The organism is Reyranella sp. (assembly GCF_044224635.1).
Lineage (GTDB): Bacteria > Pseudomonadota > Alphaproteobacteria > Reyranellales > Reyranellaceae > Reyranella.
In genome coordinates, this window is sequence record NZ_JBGAKA010000026.1 from 1 (window position 1) to 18,049 (window position 18,049).

The following is an 18,049-nucleotide window of genomic DNA, read 5'->3' on the forward strand; positions in this document are numbered from 1 at the left end:
GCGACTGCCTCATAGCGCATACGAATGGCGTCCCAGTCGACCACTTCATCAATATATAGCGTTTCTCACCTGATCATGCTCGAAATCCGGATTCTATTACTGCTTTATACAACCCGAATCGATTCGATTATTTCGTCACAAGCCCTTCGCGGCGATCTGGTGCATCCGAGGCGTTCATGCCTCGGCCTCATTGAAGCCGCAACGCGGCCTCGGTGTTCGCCGCCGCCGTCGTGCATCCGAGGCGTTCATGCCTCGGCCTCATTGAAGCGCTGGAGGCCGCCAAGGCGGCTCTCAAGGCGTCGGGTGCATCCGAGGCGTTCATGCCTCGGCCTCATTGAAGCGGCGTCATTGCCCTCGGCGATGGCGGCGGCGGCGGCATCCGAGGCGTTCATGCCTCGGCCTCATTGAAGCACGATCTCGAATGGTGATTCCCAATCGATAGTGTGGGCATCCGAGGCGTTCATGCCTCGGCCTCATTGAAGCTGGCGAAGGCCGAGGAGATTGGAATTTACGGCGGCACCGCATCCGAGGCGTTCATGCCTCGGCCTCATTGAAGCGAGGGCCGCGAGCGCTGCAGGGTGGGAACGTCGCGGCCCGCATCCGAGGCGTTCATGCCTCGGCCTCATTGAAGCGCACCCGAGAACTCATTGAGAACTCATGGAGAGATGGCATCCGAGGCGTTCATGCCTCGGCCTCATTGAAGCTAGTTGCCCGCGATCTGGTCCCGCGCGTCCTTGACCTGGCATCCGAGGCGTTCATGCCTCGGCCTCATTGAAGCCGACCGATGGGGGAGAGCCGCGTGCAACTCTGTGCGACGCACCCGAGGCGTTCATGCCTCGGCCTCGTTGAAGCAGCGCGTCCCCGGCCGGGGCTGGCGACGTTCAACGCCGTCCATCCGCGGCGGCCTCATCGAAGGCGCTGGCGATGCTTCGATCCGCTCACAGGTCCTCGCTCCGAAGGCCCTGGTCTACCCCAACCCCTTTTCACCGCCGAAGCCAGGCTTGGGAGAGTGAGACCTGATTTCCTCCCGAACCGCCATCGCAGCCAGTTGGATCGTCGCCAAGCGCTCCAGGCTAGCGGGAGAGGGCGCACCGTCCGCTGCAACGCTTTTGACGAGCTCAAGACGTTCCTTTTCAAGATGAGCGAGAAGCGAGTGAACAGGATGAGCTGCTTGCATGTGATCTACCCTTCCTTGGGTGCTTGTCCAGGATTCGATGAACCACCCGGTGTTGTGCCGGTCGAGGTGTCCCCTGAGAAACGACCGCACTTGCAGGATGGTTGCCCACCCCGGCATGCGGCTCTCGAAGAGGTCGCCGCGTCAGAGAAGGCCCGATGCAGTCCGCTTTCCAGCTCCTGGTCAGCGGCGGTGGTCAGCGGTCAGACATCTTCGCTGCTTGCTCTCGAGGTCAATTGCTCCGCGAGAATGCCGATCTTGGGAGCCATTCTCCCCACACTCGGCGTCTTCAACGGCGCAGCGATCCGGCCCGACCGCCGGCTATGGGGCAAGATCGCGCTGACCGGCCTGTTCGACAGGAGCCTCTTCCGGACCTCCCCGATTGCGGCCATCGCCGCGCTCGGACCAGCGCCACGCCGATCACCGTTTTGCGCCATGCCGAGCCGGTCGGCGTTGCTGGCGGCGTTCTTTCCTGCCGGACGATGACCCGCCGCCCGTCCGTGCAAACAATTGCACAGACAGCTTGCAAGCGCTCCAGCCGTGTCAATACGTCTGACGATCCTGCGCGAGGCCCAACAGTCGCCCTCTGGCTCGATTTACTCATCTCTGCTGGGCCCGATTGACAGGATGTGAATCCGCCCTACTCAGATACATCGCCACACATCTGCGGGCGAGACACCATGGGCGAGAACGAGACATCAACCGCCGCGCGCGTCGACGGGCAGCCGACCCCCGGCGTCGGGAAGGCGACCGGTCATCCCATGGACGCAGCCCTTCGACGGATCTTCAAGGGTCCCAGCGTAACCCTGGCGGGCGAGTTGCAAATGATCAGGGCGGCCATGGAAAGGCGCCGGACAATCGCCGGCAACCAGCCTGCGCATGCGTCCAAGCAGGGCGATGGCGACGTGGACGACGACGAGAGCGAGAAAGAGGGCAAGGCCTGCCCGGCGCCGTGTGCACTCGATTGCACGAGCCCCTGGCTCATTTTTGCCGCCACCGTCGCCCCGCCGAATTGACCGAACGCGAAGCCATCCTATTCGGATGTATCCCAGGCAATCCGTGTGCGAGGGACCATGCACGACGTCAAGACCTCAACCGGCGATAGCAGCGACGGCCGGCCGACCCTGGACACCACCCCCTTCGTCATTCCCCCAGCCATTCCGGGAAATGAGCTGCCCTGGACGCAGGCGGTCCTCGACAGGCACCAGCAGATCGCGACGGAGGGCTTGCCGCCGCCCTCGCCACCCACTGCCGTCGACGGGCCTGATGCAAACGCCGCCGCGGCCGCGGCCGCGGCCGCGGAAAGCGACGCTTCGCTGGCTGCCATGCCCAGGGGCAAGGACGGCGGCCCCGTGTCCGCGATCCCGCGCAGCCGGCAGGCCGACCAGCTCATAGACCTGGCCCGATCCGCGTCGCTGCTCCGGACTCCCGAAGGCGAGGTCTTCGCCGATCTCGCGGTCGACGGCCATCGCGAGACCTGGGCTCTGCATGGCCGCGGCTTTCGCCACTGGCTCACCCGGCGCTTCCTCGAGACGCATCGCGGCGTCCCGGCGGCACAGGCGATGCAGGAGGCGATGGGCGTGCTCGAGACGACGGCGCTCGCGGGCGCTGCCGTGCGGCGCGTGCACCTGCGCGTCGGCGGTCTGGCCGGGAAGCTCTATCTCGATCTGGGAGACGCCGCCTGGCGCGCGGTCGAGATCGACGCGGCGGGCTGGCGCGTCGTCGCGGCGCCGCCGCTGCGCTTTCGCCGGCCGGCGTCGCAGCGCGCCCTGCCGGTTCCCGAAGCGGGCGGATCGATCGACGGCCTGCGCGGCTTCCTCAACCTGCGCAGCGACGAGGATCTGGTGATGGTCGCCGCCTGGGCGTTCGCCGCCCTGCGCGATCGCGGCCCCTGTCCGATCCTGGTGCTGACCGGCGAGCAGGGCTCGGCCAAGTCGACCTGCACGGCCATGCTGCAGGCCCTGATCGATCCGACGGCGACGCCGCCGCGCGCCCTGCCGCGCGGCGACCACCAGCTGAACGAGGCCGGCCAGGCGGCGCATCTGCTGGCCTTCGACAATCTCTCCGCCGTGCCGGACTGGTGCGCCGACGCGCTGTGCCGGCGCGTCGGCGGCGCCGGCGCGGCGCGGCCGGTGATCCTGAACGGCATCGTCGATCTCGCGGTGAGGCCGGACCTCGCCGACCGCGCAATCGTGGTCTCGCTGCCCGCCATCGCCGTCTCCGAGCGGCAGCCGGAAGCGGCGCTGTGGGCCGCGTTCGAGGCCGAACGGCCGCGCCTGCTCGGCGTGCTGCTCACGGCACTCGTCGAAGGCCTGAGGCGCGCCGGCTCCGTGCAGCAGAGGCACTTGCCGCGCCTGGCGGACTTCGCCCTGTGGGCGACGGCCTGCGAGACGGCGTTGTGGCCGGCCGGGACGTTCCGCGCCGCCTACGACTCCAACCGCCGCGGCACCGTCGTCGACTCCCTCGAGGCCGACCCGCTGACCGGGGCCTTGATCGCCCTGATGGATCGGCAGGAGACATGGGAGGGCACGGCCAGCCTGCTGCTGGAGGTGCTGAGGCCGCTCTTCGAGGGACACAACGCCGGCCGCGGCCTGCCGGGCAATCCGCGGGCGCTGGCCGGTCGGGTGCGCCAGCTCGCCGCGTTCCTGCGCCCGCTCGGCTACGAGGTCTCGTTCGGCCGCCATGTCGCGACGCGGGCGCGCCTGATCATGCTGTCGACGAACCCGGCGGCACGGCGCGCGCGAACCGCGGGAGACGGCGCGGCGGCAGAGGAAGCCCGACCGCAAGACGCGGCCCCGACCGCAACGACCCCCGCCGATCGGCCGGTTGCGGTCGGCTAACCCCTTGATTTCAAAGGGCCCGAACGCACCGAACGCAGCGAACGCAAGAATGCAGGGTGATTCTTTTTGCGCTCCTCCCTGGCGTCTTCGCCGGGGAGGTGTCGCCGTCTTCGGCGACGGAGGGGTCATGAGTCAGAGTGAAAGCCTCTCCCATGACTCATGACCCCTCCGTCCGCGAAGACGCGGACACCTCCCCACGCGTCGCGTGGGGAGGAGAGATGATCTCAATACCGCGCAATCACCTTCTCGGCGAAGTCGCCGAGGTTGCGGCGGGCGGTGGCCATCGCCGGCAGCAGGGTGATCTCGTCGAGGCCCATCGCCTCGCGCTCGCGCAGCAGGGCGATGATCTCGTCGGGCGTGCCGACCAGGCCGCCGGTCGAGCGGATCAGGTCCTCGGTGATGAAGCGCCGTTCCTCGGGCGGCAGGAAGGCGCAATGGCCGAGATGGACCTGCTGGTAGCGCTTGGCGAGCGGCAGCTCCATCCTCTCGGTGAAGGCGAGGTACTCGTCCCACAGGTTGCGGCAGCGCCCGGCGACGGTGCTGGTGTCGCCGTTCATCTGGTAGAGCTCCCACCAGTAGTGCAGGGTCGCCGCCGCCATCGGCCCGATCTCGTCGATCACGCGGTCGGAGGTCATGCTCTCGCCGGGCTGCAGCACGCAGGCATAGGAGAGCGCGGCGGTGTGGAAAGTGTCGGGCAGGGTGCGGCCGACCGCGGCGGCGCCGGCCTGCATGGTCTCCAGGCTCTTCTGCAGGCGCGCCCTGGTCTGGTTGTGCGAGCACACGCGCCCGTCGCCGTAGGCGCCGGCGCTCTTCAGCGCCAGCGGGCCGTCGGCGGCGACGTAGATCGGCACCGGATGCTCGACGTCGATGAAGCCCTGGTCGGGATGCAGGAAACGGATGTCGGTCTTGCCGGCGCCGAGGTCGTAGTCGACCTCCTCGCCGTGCAGCAGGGCGCGCAGCACGCGCAGGTACTCGCGGAACGCCGCCGCCTTGACCGGGTCCTTGCCCATGACGCGCATCGCGGTGTGGCCGGTGCCGATGCCGAGAAAGACGCGGCCCGGCGCCATCTGGTTGATGGTGGCGATCGAATGCGCGGTGACCGGCGCCAGCCGCACGCCGGCGACCGAGACCCCCGTGCCCAGCCGGATGCGCGCGGTGTTGGCCGCCGCCAGCGCCAGCACGGCATAGGCGTCGGAGTAGAGCATCTGCGAATCGGCCGCCCAGGCGCAGTCGTAACCCATCCTCTCGAGATCGACGAAGAGCTGCCAGTCCGCGACGCGCGGGACGACGGTGACTCCGAATTTCATGGTGCGGGTTTCCTCCGGTTGGGCCTGGCGAGTTTCATACTCCTCCCCAGCTTCGCTGGGGAGGTGTCCGCGTCCTCGCGGACGGAGGGGTCATGAGCATCGCGCCTGTTGCTCATGACCCCTCCGCCCCCGATTACGGGGGCACCTCCCCAGCGGAGCTGGGGAGGAGTATGAGCGGCGGTCCGGAAGACGAAGACCCCGAGAGAGGCGAAAGACCATGGCCAACAAGATCCATATCCGCGGCGCCCAGATCGTCACCATGGACGACGAGCTGGACGATCACGCCTCGGCCGACATCCGGATCGAGGACGGCGCGATCGTGGCCGTCGGCCCCTCGCTCGACAGCGCCGCTACCGCGGCGGGCGGCGGTGCCGAGACGATCGACGGCGAGACGATCGACGGTAGGGGCATGATCGCGCTGCCCGGCATCATCGATGCCCACACCTGCCTGTGGCAGACGGTTTTGCGCGGTTACGTGCCCGATCTCTGGCCGGGCGCCTACTACTCGGAGCTCCTGCCGCTGCGCCGGAAATTCTCGGTGCAGGACAACTACAACGCCGCCTGGGTCGGCGGCCACGAGATGCTGTCCTACGGCACCACCACCGTGGTCGACTACTGCCACAACATCGGCACGCCGGGCTACGCCGACGCCTCGATCGAGGCGCTGCGCGCGGTCGGCATCCGCCACCTGTTCACCTATTCCTTCATGGGCGGCTTCGGTGATCGCTTCGCCGGGCTGGAGGCGCGCCTCGCCGACGCGCGGCATGTCTACAACACCTTCCACCGGCCGCAGAGCCTGACCACGATCGGTTTCGGCGTCGATTCGATCGGCGCACCCGACCTCGGCCGCCAGCTCGCCTTCGCGCGCGAGCACAAGGCGCCGAGCTGCATCCACGTCAACGAGGTTGGCGCCATCGCGCGGCTCGCCGGCGACGGCCTGCTGGGGCCCGACCTGCTGGTGATCCACGGCAACCTCTTGACCAACGGCGAGCTCGACCTGATGGCCGGCGCGAAGATGCCGCTCTGCTTCACGCCGACCGCCGACACGCAGGGCACGCCGGCCGACGTGGTGCGGCGCGCCATGGAGCGCGGCGTCGATGTCGTGTTCGGCTGCGACATCCCGTGCTCGATCGCGTCGGATACGCTGGGCCAGCTGCGCGTGATGTTCAACGTGCAGGGCTATCTCGACGGGGCGATGGAGCGCAGCTTCTCGACCGTGATCGGCCGCCGCCCGCCGGTGCGCGAGGGCCTGCCGCTCCTCACACCGCGCGTCCTGCTGCGGCTCGCTACCATCGAGGCAGCGCGGGTGCTGGGGCTCGACGGGCAGATCGGCTCGCTGACGCCCGGCAAGCGCGCCGACGTGCTGCTGGTGCGCAAGGGGCCGTTCGGCGACTCGGTGGTCGACGATCCGTGCGCACATTTGCTGCTGCAGACCAGCCCGCGCGAGATCGACACGGTGATCGTCGACGGCCAGGTGCGCCTGCGCGGCGGCGTCATGCCGGGCTTCGACGCCAAGAAGGCCGCCGAGATGGTGCGCGCCTCGCGCCAGCGCATCCTCGGCTGACGGCGAAAGGCTCCTCGCTGACGGCGCTTGCGTCGCAAGCGCCTTGCTCGGGATGACAGCACCATTGTTGCTCGCGACAACAATGGTGTCATCCCAAGCGCAGCGGGGGGACCTTTCATTTCCAATCGATGGTCGGGGCTGGGAAGAGAGAACAGAACGTGCGGCGGCTTCATCCTTTTGCGGCGGGCAGCGTGCTGGCCGGGCTGGCGGTCGGCGGCATGGCGGGCACCGCCGTGCTGAACCTGAGGGCGATCGTGATGCTGGCGCTGTTCATGGCGGCCGGCGCCGCCATCGCCGCGCTGGTGTGCCGGCGCTGGCCCGGCCTCGCCGCGCCGGCGTGGAAGCTGTGGCCGACGGCCGTCGTCACCAACCCGCTGTTCATGGTCGGTGTCTACTGGACGATCGACCAGTACGAGTGCCTGCTGCGCCGCTCGCGCGGCGGCTGGGACTGCCTGTTCTCCGACTTCGGCTGGATGCTCGCCGCCCTCTGCCTGCTCCCGCCGGCGGTTCTCGCTCGCTCATGAGCCTGAGCGAGCGAGACGCTCGCGGTCCGCAAGAGCATGAAAGCCCGCTACGTCGGCCAAGCCCGGCGGATCGGGTCGCTGCCGTCCCATCCAACCGCCGCCTGGCGCACGCCGTCGAAGATCCGCCGCCGGGCGTCGGTCATGTGAGCCATCTCGATCACCGTGCCGGGATGGCCCTCCTGCAGGAGATAGACGAAGCGGCCGCGCGCGCTGTCGCCCTGCTGACCGATCCTGTAGCCGCTCTCCAAGGCGCGCTTCAGCCTGGCGTCGTAATCGACCGGCCAGCTCGACCAGTGCTGCATGCCTTCGTGTCCGGCGTCGAGGAACCTGCGATACATGCTGGGCGTCTGGCAGCGCTGCTGGATCAGCTCGAGCTGGACCCCGCCCGAGTTGGCGAGCGCGATCGAGACGTGCAGGTCGTCGTGCTTCACCCCGCGATAGCTGAATTCCGTGACCGCGAGCTTGTCGGTGTAGAACCACGGCCCGACGCCGCAGATGCGACTCCAGTGGTCCATGGCGGCCTCGATGTCGCGCACGACGATCCCGACCTGGCGCATTTCGCCGAACAGACGACTCATCTGGCTTGCTCCCGTTCAGGGTGTGTAAGGTCGCGTCTCGACGCGAGGGGGAGATCATGACGGGTCTGATGGGGAAAGTCGCGCTGGTCACCGGGGCGAGCCGCGGCCTGGGCGAGGGCGTGGCGCGGGCGCTGGCCAAGGCGGGCGCTGGCGTGATGCTGGTATCGCGCAGCGGCGAGGCGTCGGCCGCGGTGGCGCACGAGATCGCCGGTGCCGGCGGGCGCGCCGAGGCGATGGGCTGCGACGTCGGCGACTACGCGGCGGTCGAGCGCGCGGTGTCGGCGACGCGCCAGCGCTTCGGCCGGCTCGACATCCTGGTCAACAATGCCGGCGTCATCGAGCCGATCGCCGAGCTGGCGTCGTCCGACCCGGCGGCGTGGGCCGACAGCATCCACATCAACCTGGTCGGCGCCTACAACGGCGTGCGCGCCGTGCTCGGCGGCATGGTCGAGGCAGGCGGCGGCACCATCGTCAACGTCTCCTCGGGCGCGGCCTATAGGCCGCTCGAGGGCTGGAGCGCCTACTGCTCGGGCAAGGCCGGGCTCGCAATGATGACGCGGGCCATCGTGCTCGAGACGCCGGGCCGCGGCATCCGCGTCTTCGGCTTCTCGCCCGGCACCATCGACACCGACATGCAGGTCAAGATCCGCGCCTCGGGGGTCAACATGATCAGCCAGATCCCGCGCCAGAACCTGACGCCGGTCGAGCACGCCGTGCGCGGCCTGGTCTATCTCTGCGCCGGCGCCGCCGCCGACGACCTGATCGGCCAGGACGTCGCCCTGCGCGACGAGCCGTTCCGGAAGCGGATCGGGCTCTGATCGTTGACCACACACACCTCGCTGTCGTGCTGAGCGAAGTCGAAGGGCCTCATCGCCGCCTGCCACGGAGTCCTTCGCCAGCTATGGCAATGAGATCGTTCGCGTCGCTCAGGATGACGAAGACAGCTTTTGATCTGACAGGAGGACATCGCCATGGCGCTCTATGAACTGCGCACCTACACGCTGCACGTCGGCAAGATGGCCGAGGCGGTGAAGCTCTACCAGGAGCTGGGCTTTCCCGCGCTCCACAAGGGCGGCCACGACGCCAACCTGGTCGGCTACTTCCAGGCCGACACCGGCATGATCAACCAGATCGTGCATCTCTGGAAGTTCGCCGACGATGCCGGCCGCCGCGCCCACTGGGCCGCCGTCTACGCCAACAAGGATTTCATCGAGGGCTTCGCCCCCAGGTTCCGCCAGCTGCTGGCGTCCCAGGAGGTCAAGCTCCTCACCGCCGCCCCCTGGGGCCCGCACCCGTAGGGCGTTCATCGCCGGGAGCGCGCCACGCCGGCGGAGGTTACTCTGCCTCGAGGAGCTGATGGCGCAGCTGCGCGAGCAGGGTGTCGAGGATCGCGCCGAGGTCAAGGCGGCCTATCTCGAGGCGGACGGCCACATCAGCATCATCCGCCACGACAAGCGTTGATCGCCCGAGGCCCGGCGCTGGGATGTGAGCTCCAGCATGACACCGCTTCGTGGCGACTACCTCGCTACAGACCCTACGCCGCCTGCGCCGCCACCTTGGCCGGCCCCCAGCTCTTGACCACCGGCAGCACTTCCTTGGCGAACAGTTTCAGCCCGCGCTCGGAGACCTCGAGCGGCGTGCCGCCGAAGCGGAAGGCGACGTTGAGCTCGAAGTCGCCGACCACCTTCCGGCGCGCCTCGAGGCCGCGCAGGATCTTGTCGGGCGTGCCCCAGCTCGCCGCCTGCATGAAGCCGGTGACGGCGCCCTCGATGCCGCCTGCCTTGCGCGCCAGGTCGGCCTTCTGCTGGTACGAGTCGTAACCCTTCACCGACTTGAAGTGCTCGCCGAGAAACTCGTAGTGATAAAAATTGCTCTCGACGAACTTGCCCTGGTAGCGCCGCGCCTCCTCCTCGGTGGCGGCGAGGTCGGTGCCGCAGACGCAGAACTCGGTGAGCATGATGGTGGGAGGCTCGCCGCCGTGATACTTGCGGTGCAGCTCGCGGCCGCGCTCGATCATCGGTGCGCGCATCTCCCACGGCCGGTCGGCGAACATCACGATGTGGGCGCCGAGCTTGGCCGCCGAGTCGATCGAATCCTCGCTCGAGGCCACGGCATAGATGCGGCCGTCGAACGAATGCATCGGCCGCGGCCGGATTTCTATGCGCGGCTGCTTGTAGTAGCGGCCGTCGCCCTCCATGAAGCCGGTGCGCAGCGCCTCGACGATCATCGGCGCCGCCTCGTCGAAGCGGCCGCGCGATTCGTCCATGCTCATGCGGAAGGCGGCGAACTCGCGCCGCGCCAGGCCGCGACCGAGGCCCAGCCGCAGGCGGCCCTTGCTCAGCATGTCGAGCACCGCGGCGTTCTCGGCGACGCGCAGCGGATCGTGCCACGGGATGATCACCGCCGCCGTGCCGACATCGATGCCCGGGCAGAGCGCCGTGAGATGGGTCATCAGCGCCAGGTTGTCGGGCACGAAGGAGTAGTCGTTGAAGTGATGCTCGGCCGACCACAGGCAGTCGAAGCCCGAGTCCGCGGCGAGCCGCGCCAGGCGAATCTCCTCGTCCCACACGCGCTGGTCGGAGCAGCTCTCCCAGCCGTAGCTGGCGAACACCATCATCATGCCGACATCCATGGCGCTTCCTCCCGGTGGTCAGGGTTCGTTTCGGGGAAATGCTTTCACGCGACGGCGCCGGCCGCAAGGCGCTCAGCCCGCTTTGCCCGGTCAACCCGCCCTGTTGGATCAGGCCAAGGTGCGAAATTTCGCCTTGAGCTCGTCGCTGGGCTTCACGTCCCGGGAGCGGGAGTAGACCGCCAGCGCCACGATCAGCACCACGACCATGAAGCCGAACAGGGTGCGGTAGGCGATCTCCGGCCGGGCGCCGTCGGTGAGCGGCGTGAACAGGCCGAGAATGAAGCCCGACAGGCTCTGCATGCAGGCGACGCCCAGCATGACGCTGGTGTTCATGGTCGCCATGCCGCGGCCGATCAGGCGGTCGGGGAAGATGCCGCGGCCGTGCGTCATGATCATGGTGCTGGATGCGCTCAGGAAGCCGATGGCGATGATCGCGCCGGCGGCGACCCAGAGCGGTGGGGCGTCCCACAGGGCGAGCACGGCGAGGATGGAGGCGATCATCGAGGTGCCGAAGAAGGCGATCCATTTGCGCGTGTCGAGCTTGCGGTCGAGCGGACCGAATACGAGCATGCCGACCTGGTAGGCGACCACGGCGGCGAGCAGCACGTTGCCCGATTCGATGCGGCTCAGCCCATGCGCCTCGCGCAGGAACGGCCCGCCCCACAGGCCTTGGACCGTGAAGGTGCAGGCGTAGTTGCAGAAGTTCAGCGCCAGGATGAAGAGCAGCTGCGGATTGCGCAGCACCTCGCCCAGGCCGCGCATCATCTCGCCGGCCGATTCCGTCTTGCGCGCGAGGAAGGGATGGTCGGGCGGCGCGTCGCGCACGATCAGCCAGACCGCGAGCGTGGCGACGGCGGTGAAGCCCAGCACCATGCCGAACAATGGCCGCCAGCCGACTTGCTCCGTCGCCCAGGCGAGCGGCGTCGTCGCCAGCAGGTTGCCGATCAGGCCGATCGACAAGACCAGCGAGGCGAGCGTCGAGAAGCGGTCGGGCGGGAACCAGCGCGAGATCAGCACCATGCTGCCGATCAGCATGACGCCGAAGCCGGCACCCATCAGCACGCGGCCGGTCAGCAGCAATGGCCAGTCGGGCGCCAGCACGAACAGCGTCGTGCCGCTCAGCGCCACCAGAAGCATCGCGGTGACGGTGAGGCGCGGCCCGTAGCGGTCGAAGAAGAAGCCACACGGGATCTGCATGGCAGAAAAGCCGAAGAAGAACGCGCCGGTCAGCGCACCCAACGCGCCCGGCCCGATCTGCAGGTCGCGCATCAGGTCGAGCCCGATCGTGACGTTGGACGCCCGGAAGAAGTGGCTGGCGACGTAGGTGATGGCCATGACGGCGACGATCACCAGCCCCTGGCGCGGAAACGCAGACGACATCGCCCGGCCTTTAGCCGATCGCGGCGGGGAGGGCGAGTTGCCGGGGCCGCCACGCGAACGCTCATCAGCCGGGGCCGCGCCACTCCGTGGGAAGACGTCAGCCCGCCGCCAGAGCCTTCAGCCCCTGCCGCACCTCGGTCGCCGTCGCCGGCTCGCCGCCGTGTCGGCGGACGAGGCGGACGGCGTCCTCGGCCCAGGCGAGGTTGCTCATGTCGCTGCCGAGCGGGGCGTCCTCGAGGCCGACGCGGATATGGCCGCCGCGCGCCACCGCCTCGCCGATCAGCGGGCGGACATCGACTGTGAGCCCGGCGATCATCCACGGCGCGCCGGGCGCTTCCTCGCCGAGCAGGGCGAGATGGGCGGCGAGCGCCCAGGGCCGCGGCGGGAAGCCGAAGGCGAATTTCTCCGCGAACATGAAGCGGTAGAGCGGCGGCTTGACGCCGGCGGCGCGGGCGAGCGCCGCGCCGGCGCGGGTGAAGCCCGGCTCGTAGATGGCGAAAGCCGGATGAAAGCCGTGGCGCCGGGCGAAGGTTAGGGCGTGGCGGATGTGGGCTTCCGGATTGACGTAGGTGACGGCCGGCCGGGCTTCGGCCGTCGTCGTGCGCAGCGAGAGGTTGACGCTGCCCGGGTCGATCACCGCGAAGTCGAGCAGGCCGCGCTCGGCCAGCGCTTCGACATGGGCGAAGCGCGGCGCCGTCTCGCTTTCGATGTCGATGGCGGGGGTGAACGGATAGGACGGATAGACCAGCGCGTCGGTGGCGCTCCGGATGCCCTCGATGATGCGGGCATAGACCTGCCAGTCGAAGGTCTGCGTGCCGTCGCCGTCGTAGGCATGGGCGTGGATGATGGCGGCGCCGGCGCGCGCCGAGGCGATGCCCTCGGCGACGATCGCCTCGACGGTGACGGGCACGCCGGCTTGGTGGCGCGGGCTCCAGCCGCCGTTCAGCGCCACCTCGATCCAGGTCTTGCGGGTCACGGATGGACCGCCTCGGCCAGGGTCCGGGCATAGACCTCGTGCCAGGCGCTCTGGTCCTGGCTCAGGAAGTAGCCGCTGCGCGCGGCGCGGTAGACTTCAGGTTGGTCGGCGCCGGGCGGCAGGGTGCCGCTTTCCTTGAGTGCGCGGGCGGCGCGCAGCAGGCGGCGGCGCGTGCGGGTGATCATCTGGTCGGACGGCGCGAGATGCTCCCAGGCGAAGTCGGTGATCGGCCCCATGCTCTCGGTGATCGCCTGATCCTGCAGATGGATGCCGTCGATGCCGCTGTAGACCCGGTTGCTGCGCTGGGCGTCGCGATCGAGGCCCCAGTCGTTGTCCTCGTTCATCGCCATGCGCCAGCGGCCCAGCCAGTCGGTGGTGTTGGGCAGCATCCTGATGCCGCCGCGGCCGGTGCCGCCGATCGGCGTGCCGTCCTTGAAGCGCGGCTGCGGCAGAGCCTGCGCCGACCTGGCCTTCTTCCACCAGATGAAGACGAACATGGTGTGGTTATCGTCCATCGGCACCCAGCCGCGGGCATGCATGTGGCTGGCGAACTCGCCGTTGGGCGCCTGCGACCAGCAGGGGAACAGGAAGTTGGCGAAGCGCCAGTAGGTCTGGCCCGGCCCGGCGCCGCGGTAGCCGGCATACTGCGTGCCCCACGGCGCATCGGCGACGTGGTACTGCGGCGCGCGGTTGGTGATGGTGAAGTAGAACGGATCGGTCTCCGGCACGTCGTTGGGATCGACGTGGCCGCCGTGCAGGAAGCCGAAATGCGCGGTGTCGATCTCGCCCTCGAGCGCCTGCAGCCAGTTGCAGCGTCGCATCATCAGGCTGACGTTGATCTCGTCGGCCGGCAGGTCGAGCACCTCGAAGCCGGGCAGCGGCGGCGGCGGGTGCGCAGCCCCGAGCTCGCCCATATAGACCCAGACCAGGCCGGCGCGCTCGATCGTCGGATAGGCCTTGGCCCTGACCTTGTGCTTGAAGTCCTGGTCCTCGGGCACGCTCGGCATGTCGACGCAGTTGCCGGCGACGTCGAACTTCCAGCCGTGATAGACGCAGCGCAGCCCGCCCTGCTCGTTGCGCCCGAGGAACAGCGAGGCGCAGCGATGCGGGCAGCGCTGGTCCAGCACGCCGACCCGGCCGGCGCTGTCGCGGAAGGCGATCAGCTTCTCGCCGAGCAGCATGAGGCGGACCTGCGGCCCGTCGCGCTCGAGCTCCGACGACAGCATCGCCGGCAGCCAGTACTGCCGCATCAACTGCCCCATCGGGGTGCCGGGCCCGACCCGTGTCAGCTCCTGGCCTTCGCTCGCCGTCGTCATGTGCTGCCTCCTGCTGGGTGGCGACGGGAGGATAGCGGGCGCGGCAGGCGGCGGCCATGGGGCCGGCGATTGACCCCACGCGGTCGTCTACCTATGTTCAGTGGCATGACCGACGAGCCGGACAATCTGGTGCTGACGATCCTGCGCGATATGCGGGCGGGTCAGCAGCGTTTGGAAGCAAAGGTCGACGAGCTCGTCCGTCGCGTCAGCTCCGTCGAAACCAACCTCGCGCAGGTCCATGTCGATCTGGCGGGACAAGCCGCACGCATGGACCGGATGGACGGACGCCTCGATCGAATCGAGAAGCGGCTCAATCTTGTCGATGCCTGACGGCGCGGAGCCGCCGACCTGACCGACGGTCAGGCGACCTTTTCTTCCACTCCCGTGCCGATCGAGAGCTTGGCCTTGGTCTTGGCCTTGACCTCGTCCACGGTCACGCCGTCGGCCAGCTCGATCAGGGTGACGCCACCGTCGCCCTTCTTGTCGACGGCGAACACGCCGAGCTCGGAGATCACCATGTCGACCACGCGCCGGCCGGTCAGCGGCAGGGTGCACTCCTTGAGGAGCTTGGAGGCGCCGTCCTTGGAGACGTGCTCCATGGTGACGATGACGCGACGCACGCCGGCCACCAGGTCCATGGCGCCGCCCATGCCTTTCACCATCTTGCCCGGGATCATCCAGTTGGCGAGGTCGCCGTTCTCCGCCACTTCCATGGCGCCCAGGATCGACAGGTCGATATGGCCGCCGCGCACCATGGCGAAGCTGTCGGCCGAGGAGAAGTAGGACGTGCCCTTGAGCTCGGTCACGGTCTGCTTGCCGGCATTGATGATGTCGGCATCGACCTCGTTGTCGAGCGGGAAGGGGCCGACGCCCAGCATGCCGTTCTCGCTCTGCAGCGTGATGTCGACATCCTCCGGCACGTAGTTCGACACCAGGGTCGGGATGCCGATGCCGAGATTGACGTAGAAGCCGTCCTTCAATTCCTTGGCGGCGCGTGCCGCCATCTGATCTCGGGTCCAGGCCATGGGAATATCTCCTCGCCTCAAAATGCTCAGGCTTTGCGAATGGTGCGCTGCTCGATCTGCTTGTCGTACGGCGCGCCGCACAGGATGCGATTGACGAAGATGCCGGGCGTGTGGACGTGGTCGGGATCGATGGCGCCGACCGGCACCAGCTCCTCGACCTCGGCGATGCACACCTTGGCCGCCGTCGCCATCATCGGATTGAAGTTCCGCGCCGCCTTGCGATAGACGAGGTTGCCGGCGGCGTCGCCCTTCCACGCCTTCACCAGCGCCAGGTCGCCGAACAGGCTGCGCTCCATCAGGTATTCCTCGCCGTCGAAGACCTTGGTCTCCTTGCCCTCGGCGACCAGCGTGCCGACGCCGGTCTTGGTGTAGAAGGCCGGGATGCCGGCGCCGCCGGCGCGGCAGCGCTCGGCCAGGGTGCCCTGCGGGTTGAACTCGAGCTCGAGCTTGCCCTCGAGGTAGAGCTTGGCGAAGGTCTTGTTCTCGCCGACATAGGACGAGATCATCTTCCTGACCTGTCCCGTCTCGAGCAGCACGCCGAGCCCGGCGCCGTCGATGCCGGCGTTGTTCGATACGCAGGTGAGATTCTTCGCCCCGAGATCGCGCACCGCGTGGATCAGCTTGTCGGGAATGCCGACCAGGCCGAAGCCGCCGCACATCAGCATCATACCGTCGTGCAGCACGCCCTCGAGCGCCGACCTGGCATCCTTGTAGACCTTGTTCGCCATCGACCGTCCCGTGCAAATTCTGTACCGCGAGCATATGCGGGGCGGCGTCGCGGGCTGTCAACGCGACCTGTCGAACCGGCCGCCGCCGGTTTAGGCCAACAGCAGAAGCTGGCGAACCAGCTCGCTGTCGGGTTTGGGCAGCTGTGTCACGATGGTGAAATGATCGGCGCCGGCGATTGGGATCAGGGCACCCGGCAGGTGCTCGGCGGCGCGCCTGGCATTCAGGGCGCGGCTGTCGCCGACCAGCGGCGGCAGCTCGGCTGTGCCGTAGGTGATCGCGAGCGGCTTGTTGATCATCGGCTGGCGCAGCGGCGACAGCGTCTCGATCTCGCTGTCGGTGAGCTGCAGCTTCTCGTTCAGGTAGGTGTCGCGGATCGGCCCGAGCTCGTACACGCCGGAGATGGCGAGGCCGCTGCTGACCCGGCGATGGCCGAGGCAGGCGGCCGTCAGATGGCCGCCGGCCGACCAGCCGGAGAGGATCACCTTGCCGGCGATGCCGTGCGCCGGTCCGTTGTCGCTGAGCCAATCCAGCGCGGCATTGATCTCGGCCACGATCTCGGTCAGCGAAGCGTCGGGCGCCAGCGTGTAGCCGGGCAGGGCGGCCGACCAGCCATGGGCGTGGACACCGCCCATCAGGTTGGCGAACAGGTCCTTGCTGTTGCGCTGCCAGTAGCCGCCGTGGATGAAGACGAAGCAGGGCGCGTTGGGGGTGGCCGCCGGGAAGAGATCCCAGCTGTTGCGCTCGCGTGGCCCGTAACGCACGTCGAGATGCCCGGGACGGGCGCGGCGGAACTCGGCCGATTGGGCCTCGCGCTCGGCATTGAGCTCGGCGCTGTTCTTCACCGCCAAGGTGTTGTTGTAGGCCGCGTCGCGCTCGGCGCGGCTCATCCTGCCCCAGTCCATCTGCACTCCTCCGTCACTGCCTCAAGTCTTGCGGTCGAGGATGACGATGGCAATACCGGCGATGATCAGCGCGGTGCCGAGCAGCAGGCTGGCGGTGATCGTTTCGCCGACCAGCAGCGCCGAGGCGGCGATGCCGACCAGCGGCGTGCCCAGCATGCCGAGCGCACCGGTGATCGGCGGCAGGGCGCGGGCGACCGAGACGGCGGCCCAGGTGCCGATCGGCCCGGCGAACGAGCCGACATACAGCAGCGCGATCCACAGCTCGCACTTGCCGAGATCGAGATGGCCGCGAGGCTCGAGCAAGACGGCGAGCGACCACAGCAGCAGGCTCGCCACCGACATCTGCCACGGCAGCACGTCGAGCGGCGTGCCCTGCCAGCGATGACGTCGCGCATGCAGGATGGCGATCGCCCACGACAATCCCGCAAGCAGCAGCCAGGCATGACCTTCGACGACGGCGCGGTTGTTCCAGTCGAGACGCGTCGGCTCCATCAGCACGACGATTCCGCCGAAGCCCAGCAGCACGCCCAGCACGGCGCGCCCGCCGATGCGCTCGCCGACCAGCAGCGACAAGGGCACCATCCACAGGAGCGCCGTGTAGCTCAGCACGCCCGAACGGCCGGGCGGTACGGTCTGCAAGCCGATGTTGACGAAGGTGAAATAGAGCGAGAGCTGGAAGGCGCCGACCGACAGCACGATCGGCCAGTCGGCGCGCCGCGGCCAGCGCAGGCGGCCGAGTGCCAGCAGCAGCGCGAAGGCCGACAGCGCCGACAGGGTCGTTCGGCCGGCGGCCAGCCACACCGGCGTGCTGGCCTGCAATCCGATCTTGAGGATCGGAAACGACAGCCCGAACAGCACGACCGATGCGGCGAGCTGGGCGTAGGCGACGCGGGGCATGGGCGAAGGATTCATTGCCGGGAGCGCGCCACTCCGATGGCGCTCATGGGATTGTGGTCGGCAAGAAGAGCGCCACGCTGGCGGAGACTACTCCGCCTGAAGTGCAGGGCATTCGCATATGGGCGCGCTTTTCATTCTCCTCCCCAGTTTCGCTGGGGAGACCCCCAGCACGCCGGCGCGCACCACGATGCTGAGAAAATCGGGG

The 18,049-nt window shown here is 68.4% G+C and carries 19 protein-coding genes and 1 CRISPR repeat array; of the genes, 9 read left to right on the forward strand and 10 right to left on the reverse strand.

The features are described from left to right. The first annotated feature begins 161 nt into the window (after positions 1 to 161). Positions 162 to 852: a CRISPR direct-repeat array (repeat unit 36 nt; unit sequence GCATCCGAGGCGTTCATGCCTCGGCCTCATTGAAGC). A 580-nt stretch (positions 853 to 1,432) separates the two neighbouring features. From ACILR9_RS21535 to ACILR9_RS21545, 3 genes are all read left to right on the forward strand, one after another. After that, positions 1,433 to 1,660, forward strand: coding sequence for a hypothetical protein (locus ACILR9_RS21535; RefSeq protein WP_395712015.1), 228 nt, complete (start codon positions 1,433 to 1,435; stop codon positions 1,658 to 1,660). A gap of 194 nt (positions 1,661 to 1,854) precedes the next feature. Beyond that, complete coding sequence (locus ACILR9_RS21540) at positions 1,855 to 2,190, forward strand: hypothetical protein (RefSeq protein ID WP_395712016.1); 336 nt, start codon at positions 1,855 to 1,857, stop codon at positions 2,188 to 2,190. Between the two features lie 57 nt (positions 2,191 to 2,247). Next, positions 2,248 to 4,014, forward strand: a complete 1,767-nt coding sequence (locus tag ACILR9_RS21545; protein WP_395712017.1) for a hypothetical protein — start codon at positions 2,248 to 2,250, stop codon at positions 4,012 to 4,014. Between the two features lie 224 nt (positions 4,015 to 4,238). Here the strand turns inward: ACILR9_RS21545 and ACILR9_RS21550 are convergent, their stop codons facing one another. Further along, the gene (locus ACILR9_RS21550; RefSeq protein WP_395712018.1) at positions 4,239 to 5,321 is read right to left on the reverse strand and encodes an LLM class flavin-dependent oxidoreductase; all 1,083 of its coding nucleotides are present in this window, start codon (positions 5,319 to 5,321) and stop codon (positions 4,239 to 4,241) included. 217 nt (positions 5,322 to 5,538) lie between these two features. On the opposite strand from ACILR9_RS21550, the gene ACILR9_RS21555 reads away from it, so the two are divergent. Then, positions 5,539 to 6,885, forward strand: a complete 1,347-nt coding sequence (locus tag ACILR9_RS21555) for an amidohydrolase family protein (RefSeq protein WP_395712019.1) — start codon at positions 5,539 to 5,541, stop codon at positions 6,883 to 6,885. Positions 6,886 to 7,043: 158 nt separating this feature from the next. Next, positions 7,044 to 7,409, forward strand: coding sequence for a hypothetical protein (locus ACILR9_RS21560; RefSeq protein WP_395712020.1), 366 nt, complete (start codon positions 7,044 to 7,046; stop codon positions 7,407 to 7,409). Between the two features lie 47 nt (positions 7,410 to 7,456). Here the strand turns inward: ACILR9_RS21560 and ACILR9_RS21565 are convergent, their stop codons facing one another. After that, complete coding sequence (locus tag ACILR9_RS21565; protein WP_395712021.1) at positions 7,457 to 7,987, reverse strand: VOC family protein; 531 nt, start codon at positions 7,985 to 7,987, stop codon at positions 7,457 to 7,459. 56 nt (positions 7,988 to 8,043) lie between these two features. Between ACILR9_RS21565 and ACILR9_RS21570 the strand changes: the two genes are divergently transcribed. The 3 genes from ACILR9_RS21570 (at position 8,044) to ACILR9_RS21580 (ending at position 9,448) form a co-directional block, all read left to right on the forward strand. Continuing rightward, on the forward strand, positions 8,044 to 8,805 hold the full coding sequence (locus ACILR9_RS21570) for an SDR family NAD(P)-dependent oxidoreductase (RefSeq protein ID WP_395712022.1): 762 nt from the start codon (positions 8,044 to 8,046) through the stop codon (positions 8,803 to 8,805). A 153-nt stretch (positions 8,806 to 8,958) separates the two neighbouring features. Next, positions 8,959 to 9,285 (forward strand): NIPSNAP family protein, encoded by a 327-nt coding sequence (locus ACILR9_RS21575; RefSeq protein WP_395712023.1) that lies wholly within the window; start codon positions 8,959 to 8,961, stop codon positions 9,283 to 9,285. 7 nt (positions 9,286 to 9,292) lie between these two features. Next, entirely contained in the window at positions 9,293 to 9,448 is a 156-nt protein-coding gene (locus tag ACILR9_RS21580) for a YetF domain-containing protein (protein ID WP_395712111.1), read from the forward strand. Positions 9,449 to 9,521: 73 nt separating this feature from the next. On the opposite strand, the gene ACILR9_RS21585 is transcribed toward ACILR9_RS21580, so the two are convergent. The 4 genes from ACILR9_RS21585 to ACILR9_RS21600 form a co-directional block, all read right to left on the reverse strand. Beyond that, complete coding sequence (locus tag ACILR9_RS21585) at positions 9,522 to 10,619, reverse strand: LLM class flavin-dependent oxidoreductase (RefSeq protein WP_395712024.1); 1,098 nt, start codon at positions 10,617 to 10,619, stop codon at positions 9,522 to 9,524. A gap of 108 nt (positions 10,620 to 10,727) precedes the next feature. Beyond that, positions 10,728 to 11,999 carry an MFS transporter gene (locus tag ACILR9_RS21590; RefSeq protein WP_395712025.1) on the reverse strand — a complete coding sequence of 424 codons (1,272 nt, stop codon included), beginning with the start codon at positions 11,997 to 11,999 and terminating at the stop codon, positions 10,728 to 10,730. 97 nt (positions 12,000 to 12,096) lie between these two features. After that, entirely contained in the window at positions 12,097 to 12,975 is an 879-nt protein-coding gene (locus ACILR9_RS21595) for a 3-keto-5-aminohexanoate cleavage protein (RefSeq protein ID WP_395712026.1), read from the reverse strand. Continuing rightward, the gene (locus tag ACILR9_RS21600; RefSeq protein WP_395712027.1) at positions 12,972 to 14,291 is read right to left on the reverse strand and encodes a Rieske 2Fe-2S domain-containing protein; all 1,320 of its coding nucleotides are present in this window, start codon (positions 14,289 to 14,291) and stop codon (positions 12,972 to 12,974) included. Before ACILR9_RS21600 ends, ACILR9_RS21595 begins: the two co-directional genes overlap by 4 nt. A gap of 105 nt (positions 14,292 to 14,396) precedes the next feature. Between ACILR9_RS21600 and ACILR9_RS21605 the strand changes: the two genes are divergently transcribed. Then, positions 14,397 to 14,621, forward strand: coding sequence for a hypothetical protein (locus ACILR9_RS21605; protein ID WP_395712028.1), 225 nt, complete (start codon positions 14,397 to 14,399; stop codon positions 14,619 to 14,621). A gap of 29 nt (positions 14,622 to 14,650) precedes the next feature. Here ACILR9_RS21605 and ACILR9_RS21610 read toward each other — a convergent pair whose 3' ends face one another. The 4 genes from ACILR9_RS21610 to ACILR9_RS21625 all read right to left on the reverse strand — a co-directional run bounded on the left by ACILR9_RS21610 (position 14,651) and on the right by ACILR9_RS21625 (position 17,844). Then, positions 14,651 to 15,316, reverse strand: a complete 666-nt coding sequence (locus ACILR9_RS21610) for a CoA transferase subunit B (RefSeq protein WP_395712029.1) — start codon at positions 15,314 to 15,316, stop codon at positions 14,651 to 14,653. 26 nt (positions 15,317 to 15,342) lie between these two features. After that, the gene (locus ACILR9_RS21615) at positions 15,343 to 16,044 is read right to left on the reverse strand and encodes a CoA transferase subunit A (protein WP_395712030.1); all 702 of its coding nucleotides are present in this window, start codon (positions 16,042 to 16,044) and stop codon (positions 15,343 to 15,345) included. Positions 16,045 to 16,134: 90 nt separating this feature from the next. After that, positions 16,135 to 16,947 carry an alpha/beta hydrolase gene (locus ACILR9_RS21620; protein ID WP_395712031.1) on the reverse strand — a complete coding sequence of 271 codons (813 nt, stop codon included), beginning with the start codon at positions 16,945 to 16,947 and terminating at the stop codon, positions 16,135 to 16,137. Positions 16,948 to 16,968: 21 nt separating this feature from the next. Continuing rightward, the gene (locus tag ACILR9_RS21625; protein ID WP_395712032.1) at positions 16,969 to 17,844 is read right to left on the reverse strand and encodes a DMT family transporter; all 876 of its coding nucleotides are present in this window, start codon (positions 17,842 to 17,844) and stop codon (positions 16,969 to 16,971) included. Positions 17,845 to 18,049: the final 205 nt, after the last annotated feature.

What these genes read in the sequence shown, in the direction of transcription:
- ACILR9_RS21540 (WP_395712016.1), top strand. Translation starts at nt 1,855, where the DNA reads ATGGGCGAGAACGAGACATCAACCGCCGCGCGCGTCGACGGGCAGCCG.
- ACILR9_RS21545 (WP_395712017.1), top strand. Translation starts at nt 2,248, where the DNA reads ATGCACGACGTCAAGACCTCAACCGGCGATAGCAGCGACGGCCGGCCG.
- ACILR9_RS21550 (WP_395712018.1), bottom strand. Translation starts at nt 5,321, where the DNA reads ATGAAATTCGGAGTCACCGTCGTCCCGCGCGTCGCGGACTGGCAGCTC.
- ACILR9_RS21555 (WP_395712019.1), top strand. Translation starts at nt 5,539, where the DNA reads ATGGCCAACAAGATCCATATCCGCGGCGCCCAGATCGTCACCATGGAC.
- ACILR9_RS21565 (WP_395712021.1), bottom strand. Translation starts at nt 7,987, where the DNA reads ATGAGTCGTCTGTTCGGCGAAATGCGCCAGGTCGGGATCGTCGTGCGC.
- ACILR9_RS21570 (WP_395712022.1), top strand. Translation starts at nt 8,044, where the DNA reads ATGACGGGTCTGATGGGGAAAGTCGCGCTGGTCACCGGGGCGAGCCGC.
- ACILR9_RS21575 (WP_395712023.1), top strand. Translation starts at nt 8,959, where the DNA reads ATGGCGCTCTATGAACTGCGCACCTACACGCTGCACGTCGGCAAGATG.
- ACILR9_RS21585 (WP_395712024.1), bottom strand. Translation starts at nt 10,619, where the DNA reads ATGGATGTCGGCATGATGATGGTGTTCGCCAGCTACGGCTGGGAGAGC.
- ACILR9_RS21590 (WP_395712025.1), bottom strand. Translation starts at nt 11,999, where the DNA reads ATGTCGTCTGCGTTTCCGCGCCAGGGGCTGGTGATCGTCGCCGTCATG.
- ACILR9_RS21600 (WP_395712027.1), bottom strand. Translation starts at nt 14,291, where the DNA reads ATGACGACGGCGAGCGAAGGCCAGGAGCTGACACGGGTCGGGCCCGGC.
- ACILR9_RS21605 (WP_395712028.1), top strand. Translation starts at nt 14,397, where the DNA reads ATGACCGACGAGCCGGACAATCTGGTGCTGACGATCCTGCGCGATATG.
- ACILR9_RS21610 (WP_395712029.1), bottom strand. Translation starts at nt 15,316, where the DNA reads ATGGCCTGGACCCGAGATCAGATGGCGGCACGCGCCGCCAAGGAATTG.
- ACILR9_RS21615 (WP_395712030.1), bottom strand. Translation starts at nt 16,044, where the DNA reads ATGGCGAACAAGGTCTACAAGGATGCCAGGTCGGCGCTCGAGGGCGTG.
- ACILR9_RS21620 (WP_395712031.1), bottom strand. Translation starts at nt 16,947, where the DNA reads ATGGACTGGGGCAGGATGAGCCGCGCCGAGCGCGACGCGGCCTACAAC.
- ACILR9_RS21625 (WP_395712032.1), bottom strand. Translation starts at nt 17,844, where the DNA reads ATGCCCCGCGTCGCCTACGCCCAGCTCGCCGCATCGGTCGTGCTGTTC.